The following is a 14529-nucleotide window of genomic DNA, read 5'->3' as shown; positions in this document are numbered from 1 at the left end:
TTCCTAATTTGATAGCCGCTTAGCTTCAATCACATCATCAAGCTGCATAATACGCTTAAGTAGCTTATCTAATAATTCAATATTATTGAGTTCTACTTCAATATCAATAGTAGCAATACTACGTTTAATATCTGTGCGGCTAGCAACGCCAATCACATTCACTTTTTCATTTGCCATAATCGCGCTAACATCTCGCAATAGACCATTGCGATCATTGGCAATCACTCGAATCACTAAGCTAAAACCGCTAGTGAAATTCCCCCCCCATTCAGCATCAACAACTCTCTCAGGACTAGAGCTTTGTAAATCAAAAAGCTGCTCACAATCTGCTCGGTGAATAGAAATACCTCGCCCTTGAGTAATGTATCCTACAATTTTATCCCCCGGAATTGGCTGGCAACAACGCGCAATATGGTGCATTAAATTCCCAACCCCATCGACAATAATCGCCCCTGCCCTGCCCGTTTTAGTTTGGGTATGCTGAGCTTTGTGTGCCATGTGTTTCAAAATTGCTTCATCGGCTTGTTCGGCACTCGTTTTTACCAATTTACCTTGCAGATAATTCATTAAGTTATTTAACTTAATATCACCGCCACCGATTGCCGCATATAGATCATCAAGCTGTTTTAAGTTATAACGAGGCAAAGCATAATCTTCAATTTGCTTTAAGCTGAATTGGTGTTTTACCATTTCGCTCTCTAGCATCTCTTTGCCAATTGGAAGATTTTTTTCACGATCCAGTTTTTTAAACCAAGCAATAATTTTCGAGCGCGCGCGCGGGGTATTGACGAATCCTTGGCTTGGATTCAGCCAATCGCGGCTAGGATTTGGGTTTTTCTGGGTAATAATTTCAACCTGATCCCCCATTTGCAGAATATAGGTAAATGGCACAATTTTGCCTGCAACTTTTGCACCAATACAACGATGCCCGATTTCACTGTGAATGGAATAAGCGAAATCTAGTGGAGTCGCATTGCTTGGTAAATCAATCACCTCTCCTTTTGGCGTAAAAACGTAAACCCGATCATCAAAGACTTGTGAACGCAGATCATCAACCATCTCGCCAGAGTCTGCGATATCATTCTGCCATGCCAAGAGTTTACGTAACCAAACGATTTTCTCTTCATAGCCAGAACGTCCAGCGCCTGCTCCCTCTTTGTATTTCCAGTGCGCAGCCACGCCAAGTTCAGCATCATCGTGCATTTTTTGCGTACGAATTTGTACTTCAATAGGTTTATCACCTTTACCCAGCACAACGGTATGCAAGGATTGATAGCCATTCGGTTTTGGATCGGCAATATAATCATCAAAATGTTCAGGCAAATGCTTGTAATGACTATGTACGATACTTAAAGCGGTATAACATTCTTCTAAGTTTTGCACAATAATCCGTACAGCACGGATATCAAAAAGCTGATCAAAGCGCAAATTTTTCTTCTGCATTTTTTTCCAAATGCTATAGATATGTTTTGGGCGACCATAAACCTGTACATTATCTATTTCTTCACCAATACAAGCGGTCAAATGTGCGACAAAATCTGCAATAAACTGCTCACGATCCAAACGACGTTCAGCAAGATCAAATTTGGCAATTTGGCGATAATCTTGCGGATGTAATGCACGGAAACTGTAATCCTCCAGCTCCCATTTAAGCTGACCAATCCCTAAACGATTCGCAAGTGGCGCGTAAATATGCGAACACTCTTTAGCGGCTAGCACGAGATCTTCTTCACTATGATGCTCCGTATCTCGTAGGTAAACAATCCGTTCAGCCAGTTTTATCACCACACAGCGGAAATCATCAACCATCGCCAAGAGCATACGGCGAATATTATCAATTTGCAGATCAGAGGCGTTATTGGCATTTAGCTGGCGAATATTCTCCATTTCCAGTACACCTTTAACGAGGTTCTTGACCCCATTACCAAACTGCTCTTTGATTTGAGCAAGGTCTGCTATATTGTGCTTAACTAGCGGAAACAGCATCGCTGCGACCAAACTATCATCATCCATATTCAGTCCATGCAGAATTTCAACCATTTCCAAGCCTACCCACATAAGATGTAGCTGTTCGGTATCCAATTTTTCTTCTGCATAACGCCAAGCTGTTTGCAATTCATCAAAAGTGACAGGCGACATCTTTAAGCCTGCACTCCAACTCGCTAATTCAAAATTATTTGGGTCTAGCTGATGAGAATGACGAATTGCAACCATACTGCCTCCAAGCTGAGAATGTAAATCAAAAAATTGTGCGGATTATAGCGTAAATCCCCTCTGATTGTTCAGTGATTTTCTCTATATTTTTGCTTTTAAAGCGCAGATTCTATCTATTTATATCATCTAGATGCCATAGCATTATTTGCCATAAATCAAACCTATCAACACAATTATTTGCACCAACTTTTACAATTCATTAAAATGCTTGCAACTTTTATGAACGGCTGGTATCCAGCCGTTTTGCATTTTGAGTGTTCGTGTTGAAAACAGTTCTCAATCAAATGAGTAGGTAGGAATGACAATTTTAGCTCTTGGTATCAATCACAAAACCGCCAGTGTAAGCCTGCGCGAAAAAGTGGCATTTGTTGAAAGCAAACGCCAACTTGCTTTTGAGCAGATTAGCCAGCAAAATTTAGCGGAAAGCGCTGTGATCCTTTCTACCTGTAATCGCACGGAACTCTATTTCCATCAGGCAGATATTCCTCCGCAAGAAGATCACCCAGAAAACATAGCATGGCGTGAACGTTGCTTCCAATGGTTTGCTGAAATTCATCAACTCGATCATAATGAATTACGCCAATGTATCTATTTTAAGCAAAATATGGATACTGCTCGCCATTTAATGGAAGTCGCTTGTGGTTTAGATTCATTAATTTTAGGCGAGCCGCAAATCCTTGGGCAGGTAAAACAGGCTTATCAAGATAGTGAATATTTTTATCACCAACAAGGAAAATCTATATCAACCAACCTTTCTCGCCTGTTTCAAAAAACCTTTTCTACCGCCAAACGAGTGCGTTCAGAAACAGAAATTGGTGCCAGTGCAGTATCCGTTGCCTATGCTGCCTGTGGTTTAGCTCGCCAAATCTTTGATGATTTCGCTAAGCTACGTTTTTTGCTCGTTGGCGCAGGAGAAACCATTGAACTTGTTGCTCGTTACCTCATTCAACACGGCGCTCAAAATTTGATGGTCGCAAACCGCACGCATATCCGTGCAGAAATGCTCGCTGAAAAACTCGAAACACCAATGCAAATTTTATCACTCAGCGCATTACAAGTTGGTTTAAATCAAGCTGATGTCGTCATTAGTTCAACAGGAAGTCCAGATCTGCTTATCAGTAAAGAAATGGTAGAAACCGCACAGAAACAGCGCCGCTTTGATCCAATGCTACTCATTGATATTGCTGTGCCACGCGATATTGATGAAAAAGCAGGCGAACTAGATAGTGTTTATGCTTATAGCGTTGATGATTTACAACATATCATTCAGCAAAACCTTGCCCAACGCCAACAAGCAGCAGAACAAGCAAAAGAGATTGTTGAGCAAGAATGCAAAGACTTCTTCGCTTGGCTGAAACAACAGCAATCAAGCCAACTAATTAAACACTATCGTCAAAATGCCGAAGAAATTCGTTTAGATTTATTAGAAAAAGCCCGCAATGCTCTAGAACAAGGGCAAGATAGCGAAAAGATTTTACAGGAACTCAGCTATAAACTGATGAACCAACTCCTCCACGCACCAACTTCTGCGCTACAAAACCTTGCTAAAGATGGCAATGTAAAAGGATTACAACGGTTTTCACAAGCATTAAAATTAGATGATATAAATTAAAGGCATATTGATATTTTAAAAGCCTCATCTAAACTCAGCTCTATACTATTTTTGCCTGTATCAAGATAAATTCTAGCCATCGAATGTTACTATAGGCAATAGGGCAATAGCCCCAAAAGCGAGCTGAGTAAAACTCACCTAATAAACCTATCTCGAGCTTCACTACTTACCTGTGCTTATAAGCTGAATTTTCTTCTCAATTCAGTTATGTTCAGTAGTTTCAGCTGGGCGCTCAAATTCGCTAAGCGCTGTAATTTTCTGTATAATGGAAAATGTTTTGCATAAAGCATACCAAATAAAAAATAAAGGAATAATATTTATGACCCCTGTAGTTGCCCTTGTTGGCAGACCGAATGTCGGTAAATCGACATTATTCAACCGCTTAACCCGTACTCGTGATGCACTAGTGGCAGACTTTCCGGGCTTAACCCGTGACCGTAAATACGGGCAAGCCAATATCGCCGGCCACGATTTTATTGTGATCGATACTGGCGGGATTGACGGCACGGAAGAAGGCGTAGAAGAAAAAATGGCGGAACAATCACTACTGGCAATTGAAGAGGCTGATGTGGTGCTGTTTTTAGTGGATGCAAGGGCAGGTTTAGTCCCTGCGGATATTGGCATTGCACAATACCTACGCCAACGTGATAAAACTACCGTGGTGGTAGCCAATAAAACTGATGGCATTGATGCGGATTCCCATATTGCTGAGTTCTATCAATTAGGGTTAGGAGACGTAGAACCTATCGCAGCTGCACAAGGGCGTGGTGTTACACAGCTTATTGAACAGGTGCTTGCCCCATTGGCGGAAAAAATCGAAGAACAAGCGGTCGAAAATGCGGAAAACTCTGCAAATACCACAGAAGAACAAGATGAGTGGGAGAACAACTTCGATTTTGAAAATGAAGAAGATACAGCTCTACTTGACGAAGCGCTTGAAGAAAGCGAAGAAGAGAGTGATAAAAATATCAAAATTGCGATTGTTGGTCGCCCTAATGTTGGTAAATCCACTCTCACTAACCGCATTCTTGGTGAAGATCGCGTGGTAGTTTATGACATGCCTGGAACAACCCGTGATAGCATCTATATTCCGATGGAACGGGATGGACAGCAATACACTATTATTGATACTGCTGGCGTACGTAAACGTGGTAAAGTACATTTAGCAGTAGAAAAATTCTCAGTAATCAAGACCTTACAAGCAATTCAAGATGCCAATGTAGTATTGCTCACGATTGATGCCCGAGATGGCGTATCCGACCAAGATCTCTCCCTGCTCGGCTTTATTCTTAACGCTGGCAAATCACTGGTAATCGTGGTAAATAAATGGGATGGTCTATCGCAAGATATTAAAGACAACGTAAAATCAGAACTTGATCGCCGTTTAGACTTTATCGACTTCGCTCGGGTACATTTTATTTCTGCGCTACACGGCAGTGGTGTCGGCAACCTCTTTGATTCCATTCAAGAAGCCTATGCCTGTGCTACCAAAAAAATGACCACAGCAATGCTAACCCGCATTCTGCAAATGGCTACCGATGAACATCAACCACCATTGGTAAATGGTCGCCGAGTGAAATTGAAATATGCTCACCCTGGTGGCTATAATCCTCCAATTATTGTGATTCACGGTAACCAAATTGAGCGTTTACCAGATAGCTATAAACGTTATTTATCAAATTATTATCGCAAGAGCCTAAAAATTATCGGCTCACCGATTCGAGTGCTATTCCAAGAAGGTAACAACCCCTTTGCCGGCAAGCGCAATAAACTCACACCAAGCCAGCTTCGAAAACGTAAACGCTTGATGAAGTTTATTAAGAAAAATCGGAAGTAACTTATTTGCACCTCAATATCCTTAGTATTGAGGTGCTATTTTCTATTGATTTTCTCAATATATCCTACCGATGTATAATTCGCTATCTCGGAGTTCTCTCCAAAATCGTATTAGGTTAGCGAATTTCATTTTTCCTCAATAATTCAATATGTTAGCCTATTCACGCTATTTTATCTTTAACCTTATGCTATACTGAATCAGCCTATTTTAGGATATTAGCGAAAAAGAGGTTTTCGAGCCTTGATTTGTAATGCTTTTTACCATAGGCACCAGCTACGTACGCGTAGCTGTGAGTTGAAACCAAAGGTGCTATTGTACTTAGTAGCAAGTCAATTCCCAGCTACGTACGCGTAGCTGTGAGTTGAAACTAAGCAATTATAAAGAAAGAATAAAAGACGTTGCCCAGCTACGTACGCGTAGCTGTGAGTTGAAACATCACCGTCCAACTTACCTTTGTTGAATGCTTGTGAGCCAGCTACGTACGCGTAGCTGTGAGTTGAAACTAATATGCCCTTGCATAAATTCCACTTTGCCGTGCCAGCTACGTACGCGTAGCTGTGAGTTGAAACCTGCCGAGTAATAAGCCAAGCAGAATTTCAAGCACCAGCTACGTACGCGTAGCTGTGAGTTGAAACTTGTGAACATCGAGCAAAATATCGGTCATTGCACCCAGCTACGTACGCGTAGCTGTGAGTTGAAACATATTCTTCCGCCCGCTGTGTTTCTTCTGTACCGCCCAGCTACGTACGCGTAGCTGTGAGTTGAAACATCATAAGTGGCTTTACGAGTGGCTCTTGGCTCTTCCAGCTACGTACGCGTAGCTGTGAGTTGAAACCCTAGCCCCCAAGCACCTTTGGCAATAGTCTGTGCCAGCTACGTACGCGTAGCTGTGAGTTGAAACGAGATTTAGTAATTGCTCCATTGAAACGTGGAGACCAGCTACGTACGCGTAGCTGTGAGTTGAAACTTGTGAACATCGAGCAAAATATCGGTCATTGCACCCAGCTACGTACGCGTAGCTGTGAGTTGAAACATATTCTTCCGCCCGCTGTGTTTCTTCTGTACCGCCCAGCTACGTACGCGTAGCTGTGAGTTGAAACATCATAAGTGGCTTTACGAGTGGCTCTTGGCTCTTCCAGCTACGTACGCGTAGCTGTGAGTTGAAACCCTAGCCCCCAAGCACCTTTGGCAATAGTCTGTGCCAGCTACGTACGCGTAGCTGTGAGTTGAAACGAGATTTAGTAATTGCTCCATTGAAACGTGGAGACCAGCTACGTACGCGTAGCTGTGAGTTGAAACGTGCCGAGACTTGCCGGTGTATCGGTCACAGCTAAACCCAGCTACGTACGCGTAGCTGTGAGTTGAAACATAGCCGCCCAGCTCCTTAATCTTATCCAGCGACATCCAGCTACGTACGCGTAGCTGTGAGTTGAAACAAATTATGCCTTAATAATACTTTAAGTTTTTAAAACCAGCTACGTACGCGTAGCTGTGAGTTGAAACTCTTCTGAGCTTTCCAGGCATTAAAACCTTGCTCACCAGCTACGTACGCGTAGCTGTGAGTTGAAACTCAGGGTCGCATAACTCCACTTTGCAGCGATGTTCCAGCTACGTACGCGTAGCTGTGAGTTGAAACAGTGAATATACCGCTCAGCGTGCGTTAGAAAATCCCAGCTACGTACGCGTAGCTGTGAGTTGAAACGCCGTTTAGATAACCTTGTCAGGCTTGGCACGATTCCAGCTACGTACGCGTAGCTGTGAGTTGAAACACTATTTTTCACGTTATAGAGATCGTATTAGCAACCAGCTACGTACGCGTAGCTGTGAGTTGAAACTCATCGGGCTTTAAGGTCAAGGCATTATCCACTAACCAGCTACGTACGCGTAGCTGGTGAGCTAAAATACTTTTTCCACAAACAAGAGTCTATTTAATGCTTACTCTATATTGCAAAATAATATGTATATCACAACGTCCCCTTTGATTAATCTAGATAGCATGCGATCTTAGGAATAGGCATTGTAAGTTCTTGTATATAATTGTAGTATACATCATCCATTCTCTGCATAAATTTACGAGCTTTAATGAGTAAGACCGAATTTATCGCCCATGTTCGAAAATCTAACAAACAGTTACAGTCCGTTTCAAACCATCTTTTAGAAACTGCCTCAATCGCAAGAACTTTGGCTGCTAAATTAGATTTAGCTGATGCTGGGGAATTACTCGGTTTAATGCATGATTTTGGTAAATATTCTAAGAAGTTCCAAACATATATTCGCCACGTAACCGGTATTTTAACTTACGCAGATTTAGATAGCGAAGATGAAAATAATGGAGGGGATCATTCAACTGCAGGCGCTCAATGGATTTATGGTCGTTTAAGAAAATTGGGCGCAGCTAAAAATGCAGATGGGAAAATTATTGGTATAGGCGAGCTTGTCGGGCAAATTTTAGGATTATGTATTGCTTCACACCACGGAGCGGGGCTAATTGACTGTTTAAGCCCTGAAGGTAGTGAGAAACCAAAATGGCGAGAGCGCTTTGATAAAGATGATAAGCTAACACATTTATCGGAATGTGAGAAAAATGCTGATGCAGTCATCATAAATCGGGCAGAAGAATTAGTGGGCATAGATTTAGTAAGATTAGTAGATAAACCTATTCGGGCAATTTTAAATCAAAAAGAAATTCCTTTTAAGCTCAAAGAATTTTACTTAGGCTGCTTAACTCGATTTTTATTTAGTTGTTTGATTGATGCGGATCGAATTAATACCTCTGATTTTGAAAATGAAAGACAAAAAGAAATTCGTAACCTTACAAACACACCAAATTGGCAAAAAGCGATTGATAAATTAGAATCTCATTTATCTGGTTTTTCAATTAAATATCCAATTGACGGAATTCGTCGAGAGATTTCTGAATCCTGTCTAGAACGCTCAACAGATCAACAAGGAATTTATACTTTAACTGTCCCAACTGGTGGTGGAAAAACATTATCGAGCCTCCGTTACGCACTCCATCACGCTAAGCTGCATAATCTTGATCGTATCATTTATATTATTCCTTACACTTCAATTATTGACCAAAATGCTCAAGCTGTTCGTAAAATTTTAGGTGAAGAATGGGTTCTGGAACATCATTCTAATATCGAACCTGACCAGCAAACTTGGCAAAATAAACTTTTATCTAAAAACTGGGATAAACCGATAATTTTTACTACAATGGTTCAATTTTTAGATGCTTGGTTCGGTAGTGGTACGCGCGGTGTTCGTCATATCCATGCAATGACCAAAAGTGTGCTGATTTTTGATGAAATTCAAACTCTTCCGATTAAATGTGTCCATCTATTTTGTAATGTTTTAAATTGGCTGACTCACTTTGGAAAATCCAGTGCAGTATTATGTACAGCAACTCAGCCATTACTAAATTCACTTAAAAACCCTCATTTAGGTCAAATTCAATTAGCAGATAATGCTGAATTAATAGGAAATCAGTTCAAAATACGGGAGCTATTTGACAAACTCTCTCGGGTTGAAGTTAATTATTGCCCACAAACGGGTGGCTATTCGTTAGAAAATGCAGGTGAGTTTTTATTAGAGCAATTTGGACAATATTCTAGTTGCTTATTTATCGTTAATACTAAGAAATGGGCGCAGGATTTATATCGGTATTGCCAAAATAGAAATCTTCCGCAAGAGGCTCTTTTCCATTTAAGTACTAATCAATGCTCTGCACATCGTAAAACGATTTTTGATAAGATTAAAGCTCGATTAAAAAATAAAGAGCCTGTGATTTGTATCAGTACTCAGCTTATAGAAGCTGGTGTTGATATTTCGATGGCTTGTGTTATTCGGGCATTAGGCGGATTAGATAGTATTGCACAAGCCGCTGGTCGCTGTAACCGTCATGGCGAAAATAAGGGTAAAGGGCAGGTCTATGTATTAAATCTTCAAGAGCCAAATTTAGAAAGTGTATTACCGGATATTTATATTGGCCAGCAACAATCGGAGAGAGTATTTAATGATTTTGAAGGACAAGATATTTTACAGCCTAATGCAATGAGCCAATATTTTGATTATTATTTTTATAACCGTAGTAATGAAATGGGATATTCTCTGCCCAATAATTATTCCGGTACTTTGCTAGATTGGTTATCAGATAATGCACAAAATACTTATGTGCCTAAAAATAATCAGCGTAAAACAGTATTTCCGCTATTAATGCAATCCTTTAAAAGTGCAGGGAAATTATTCCAAACGATTGATGCGCCAACACAAGCGGTTATTGTACCTTATGAAAATGCAAAAGAACTTATTGCAACATTATGTGGAACAGATGACAATGAGAAAAAATATAAGGCATTGTCACAAGCTCAACGTTATAGTGTGAATGTATTCCCTAATGTTTGGCGAAAATTACAAGAAAAGAAGGCTATTCAAGAAACACAATTAGGTTCGGGGATCTTTTATTTAAAAGATCGTCATTATACAGAAGAATATGGATTATCTATCGAAGAGACAGGTAATCTGACTTTTTATGATTTATAGAAAGGAGCGATATGAGTAACGAAAATACATTCCGTAGTCGATTATTTAGTTTTCGTGTATGGGGGCGGCAGGCATTATTTACCGACCCTATCACCAAAATTGGCGGTGAGAAATTTACCTATCCTGTTCCAACGTATGAAGCCTTAAAAGGCATATTGAGGAGTATCTATTGGAAACCGACCCTGATTTGGCATATTTCCCGTGTTCGGGTAATAAATCCTATTCAAACTCAAGCCAAATCAACCAAGCCCTTAGATTGGAATGGTGGAAATACCTTGGCCATTTATACTTTTCTGCATAATGTTGAATATCAAGTTGAAGCCTATTTTACTTGGAATATGCACTGGGAAGAGCTTGCCGGTGATCGTAATGTCGGCAAGCATACCGCAATTATGGAAAGAATGCTTGAACGTGGTGGGCGACAAGATATTTTCTTAGGTACGCGAGATTGCCAAGGCTATGTTGCACCTTGCGAATTTGGCGAAGGCGAAGGCTTTTATGATAATGTCGATGAGCCTGTTGATTTTGGCTTGATGTTCCATAGCTTTGGTTATCCTGAAGAAACTGGAAACCACGAATTAGTCAGTCGCTTTTGGCAAGCAAGTATGCAAAAGGGAGTGGTAGCCTTTCCAGCGGTCAGTGATAGTGAGTTAAAAATCCGTTTTATTCGCAAAATGACACCGTTTAAACCCTTTAAACGTGGTGAAAATGTAAAAGCTGTGGAAGAGGAAGCAAAGGAGCTTGAGCTATGAGTTGGATGCAAAAATTATATCGTACTTATGAAGCAGCTTTGCAAAAAGCATCAAATCTGAGTGAAGAGCCTCTAACGCCTATTGGACATACCCAGCAAAACGCCCATATTGTCATTGTTTTAAATGGCGATGGTGAATTTCGAACCGCTCAGGTTATGCCTCCTAAAACGGCAATTATGCTACCTGCTACCGAATCTTCAGAAAACCGAACAAGCGGAGAAGCGCCGCATCCGTTGGCAGATAAAATTCAGTATGTAGCTAGAGACTATTCTGCTTATGGAGGTGAGAAAAAAGCCTATTTTGAAGGCTATTTGAACCAACTACAGGCTTGGTGCGATTCTGCTGTTTCTCATCCTAAAGTGTCTGCTGTTCTGCATTATGTGAAAAAAGGGAAAGTCGTTGAGGATTTAATTACAGCTGGCGTATTTCAGCTTGGAGCTGACGGAAAGGTGCTCAGTAAGTGGGTAGAAAAGGGAGATGCGCCTGCAATTTTTTCAACATTGCCTAAAACAAAAGGCGAGATTGAATTTGGCTCGGCATTGGTTTGTTGGCGCGTAGAAATCAAAGGCGATCCACAAAGTGATACTTGGACGGATGTTACCGTTCAACAATCATGGATTGACTACTTGGCTTTAGCAGACAGCCAAACAGGGTTTTGCTTTATACAAGGCAAAGAAAGCCCCGTTTCTAATATGCACCCTGCTAAATTACGTCACACAGGAGATAAAGCTAAACTGATTTCTTCGAATGATACCGCTGGTTATACCTTCCGTGGGCGTTTTGAAACGGCAGAAGAAGCTGCAAGTATTTCTACGGAAGTTTCTGCTAAGGCTCACGGTGCTTTACGCTGGCTAATTTCTCGTCAAGGTATTCGTAACGGTGAACAAGTTACTGCTGCTTGGGCAATAAGCGGAGAAAAAGTACCTTCACCGTTACAAGATCCTTTTGATGAGTGCTACGACTATGAGTTCGAAGAGATAAGTGTAGTTGAAAGTGACGTAGAAAGTGAAGTGCCTTCTGAAATTGAAGGGAAAATCGATCACTCAGTAGATTTGGGTAAAAATGCAGCTGAAATGCTCAAAAAGAAATATCAAGGCTATAAAGCCAAGCTCAAAGCACACGAGCAAATTTCTTTATTGATGTTAGATTCAGCAACCCCAGGGCGAATGGCTTTGACCTATTATCAAGAATTTTTACCTGCAGATTATTTTGCCAATTTAGATGCGTGGATTGATGATTTTTCTTGGTATCAACGCCATAGTATTGAAACCAAAAATGGCAAGAAAAACGAGAAACGCCCGATTTGGGCTGTGGTTCCACCTTCGCCATTTGCAATCGGCAATGCGGTGTATGGCAAATCGCTTAGTGATTCCCTAAAAAAACAACTTTATGCCCGCTTGTTACCAGTGATTGCTGGCGGAAAAAATATCCCTATTCCCTATGACTTAGTGCAACAGAGTTTCCAAGTAGCCTGTAATCCACATGGTTGTGAAAACTGGGAATGGCAACGGAATATCGATGTGGCTTGTGCTTTATATAAAGGCTGGCGAGCCCGTCATCATAATGAATCAGAAAGGAGAACTTACGATATGAGTTTAGATAAAGAAAATCGCTCGCGTGATTATTTATACGGTCGATTGCTCGCACAAGCGGAACGTTTGGAGTGGTACGCCTTATATTTGCAAAATGGCAAGAAAACACCAAGCCGTGCAACTAATGCAGAACGCTATTTTCAGCGATTTGCACAACTTCCATATAGCACATGGCTAAATTTTGAAAGAGAAAGATTAGTTCCTTATAAAAATTACTTAACCAGCTTGGGAAAAGATTTTTATAAACAAGCTATCGGTGAAATTATAGAACTGTTCCAGAACAATGACTTTACTTGTGACGATAAATTAAGCGGAGAATTCCTACTTGGCTATTATTGTCAAAAAATGGAAATTGACCGCCAAATTGCTGCACGTAAAGCAGCTAAGCAAAAGACAACTGAAACTGATTAATAACCTAACATAGAAAGGAAAAATAACATGAGTTTGAGCAAAAAAATTGACTTCGCTTTGATCATCAGCGTTAAGAATGCTAATCCTAATGGTGATCCATTAAATGGCAATCGTCCTCGTACTGACTTTTACGGTTTTGGTGAAATCACTGATGTTTGCTTAAAACGCAAAATTCGAGACCGTTTGCAAGATGCTGGCGAAAGCATTTTTGTCCAATCTGACGAAAAGAAAATCGATGGTATGACTAGCCTTGCCAACCGTGCGAAAGATAAAGATGTCGGTTTGGGCAGCGATGCGTTTAATGCTAAAAAATCCAGCCGTGATGAAACCGCAAAAAAAGCCTGTGGAAAATGGCTGGATGTTCGTAGTTTTGGGCAAGTTTTTGCATTTGGTAAAAGTAATGATGGCGCAGGCGTATCCATTGCTGTGCGCGGACCAGTAACCATTCATTCGGCATTCAGCGTAGCGCCCGTAAATATTACCAGTACTCAAATCACTAAAAGTGTTAGTGGAGAAGGTGATGGTAGCAAAAAATCTTCTGACACTATGGGGATGAAGCATCGTGTGGATGGTGGTGTTTATGTGGCTTATGGCGCAATGTCACCACAGCTTGCCGAACGTACTGGTTTTTCAGATAGTGATGCGAAAAAAATCAAATCCGTTTTAACTAAACTGTTTGAAGGTGATGCCTCTTCTGCACGCCCAGAAGGCTCAATGCAGGTGGTGAAACTGATTTGGTGGGAGCATAACTGCAAATCAGGGCAGTATTCTTCGGCGAAAGTGCATAGTAGTTTGAAAGTAAATGCAGATGGCAGCTATGAATTAAGCGTGCTTGATGGTTTAACACCGCAAGAAATTGACGGATTCTAAATGCTGAGTGTTTTGCAAAAAACAGAGCAAAACCAACAGCTTGTTACAGGAAGTGAGCAACTTATTGTGCAGCTTTCCGCTTTGCAACACTACGCCTTCTGCCCACGTCAATATGCGTTGATACACAACGAACAGGCATGGGCAGAAAACTATCTCACTGCACAAGGTCAAGCGCTGCATAAACGGGTGGATAGTGGTGAGCCAGAAACCCGAAAAGGTGTTCACTTTGAGCGAACGGTTCATGTTTCAGCTGAAGTTGTTGGAAAGGGATAGGTCTATGGGGCATATGGGGAGATTATTTTCATCTTTACAATGCATATTGTATCTGTAGTTTATGAACAAAATTCTTGAAAGTAATCCTACGATCATTTAGTATTAGCGCATATCTAAAATCTAAGAGGATATATGTATGCGTAACAACCCCCAAAAAAGTTGGTTTTTTCATGTGGAAAAAAATGAAAATGATGAATTTTACTTACGTTGTAAGGGGGTAAGTAATCTAAAAATACTGTTCGGAGTTTTCTTACTTATAGTTATTTTATTGGTGTTTCAATTTCCCGAAGTGAGGAAAGCTGTTACTCTTTTAGTAGGAGTGATAAAATAGTTTTATTGTCAGTTCTTATTATGGAACTGTGAGTTGAAATATAAATTACAGTTACTATGAAGTAACTACTATGGTGCCACGTATTTAACGTG

At 40.7% G+C, this 14529-nt stretch carries 7 protein-coding genes, 1 pseudogene and 1 CRISPR repeat array; of the genes and pseudogenes, 7 read left to right on the top strand and 1 reads right to left on the bottom strand.

Translation table 11 applies throughout. From position 1 onward, the window contains the following. Window positions 1-3: 3 nt before the first annotated feature. Entirely contained in the window at window positions 4-2214 is a 2211-nt protein-coding gene (gene relA, locus F542_RS03935) for a GTP diphosphokinase (RefSeq protein ID WP_015432819.1), read from the bottom strand. A gap of 298 nt (window positions 2215-2512) precedes the next feature. Here relA and hemA point away from each other — a divergent pair, with 298 nt between their 5' ends. The 7 genes and pseudogenes from hemA to F542_RS03900 all read left to right on the top strand — a co-directional run. Beyond that, window positions 2513-3826 carry a glutamyl-tRNA reductase gene (gene hemA, locus F542_RS03930; RefSeq protein ID WP_015432820.1) on the top strand — a complete coding sequence of 438 codons (1314 nt, stop codon included), beginning with the start codon at window positions 2513-2515 and terminating at the stop codon, window positions 3824-3826. Between the two features lie 319 nt (window positions 3827-4145). Beyond that, complete coding sequence (gene der, locus F542_RS03925) at window positions 4146-5663, top strand: ribosome biogenesis GTPase Der (RefSeq protein WP_025266960.1); 1518 nt, start codon at window positions 4146-4148, stop codon at window positions 5661-5663. Window positions 5664-5932: 269 nt separating this feature from the next. Then, window positions 5933-7498: a CRISPR direct-repeat array (repeat unit 32 nt; unit sequence CCAGCTACGTACGCGTAGCTGTGAGTTGAAAC). Window positions 7499-7745: 247 nt separating this feature from the next. Beyond that, window positions 7746-10208, top strand: coding sequence for a CRISPR-associated helicase/endonuclease Cas3 (locus tag F542_RS03920; RefSeq protein ID WP_025266959.1), 2463 nt, complete (start codon window positions 7746-7748; stop codon window positions 10206-10208). A gap of 11 nt (window positions 10209-10219) precedes the next feature. Next, window positions 10220-10960, top strand: a complete 741-nt coding sequence (gene cas5c / locus F542_RS03915; RefSeq protein WP_025266958.1) for a type I-C CRISPR-associated protein Cas5c — start codon at window positions 10220-10222, stop codon at window positions 10958-10960. Beyond that, window positions 10957-12963, top strand: a complete 2007-nt coding sequence (gene cas8c, locus F542_RS03910) for a type I-C CRISPR-associated protein Cas8c/Csd1 (protein ID WP_025266957.1) — start codon at window positions 10957-10959, stop codon at window positions 12961-12963. Before cas5c ends, cas8c begins: the two co-directional genes overlap by 4 nt. A 27-nt stretch (window positions 12964-12990) precedes the next feature. Further along, window positions 12991-13833 carry a type I-C CRISPR-associated protein Cas7/Csd2 gene (gene cas7c / locus F542_RS03905; protein WP_025266956.1) on the top strand — a complete coding sequence of 281 codons (843 nt, stop codon included), beginning with the start codon at window positions 12991-12993 and terminating at the stop codon, window positions 13831-13833. Then, window positions 13834-14097 (top strand): annotated as a pseudogene (locus F542_RS03900) (CRISPR-associated protein Cas4); the annotation flags it as partial. It lies immediately after the preceding gene. Window positions 14098-14529 lie beyond the last annotated feature (432 nt).

Source organism: Bibersteinia trehalosi USDA-ARS-USMARC-188 (assembly GCF_000521725.1).
GTDB lineage: Bacteria > Pseudomonadota > Gammaproteobacteria > Enterobacterales > Pasteurellaceae > Bibersteinia > Bibersteinia trehalosi.
Note: the sequence above shows the minus strand (reverse complement) of the source record. Positions and strands in the feature narration are given on the sequence as shown.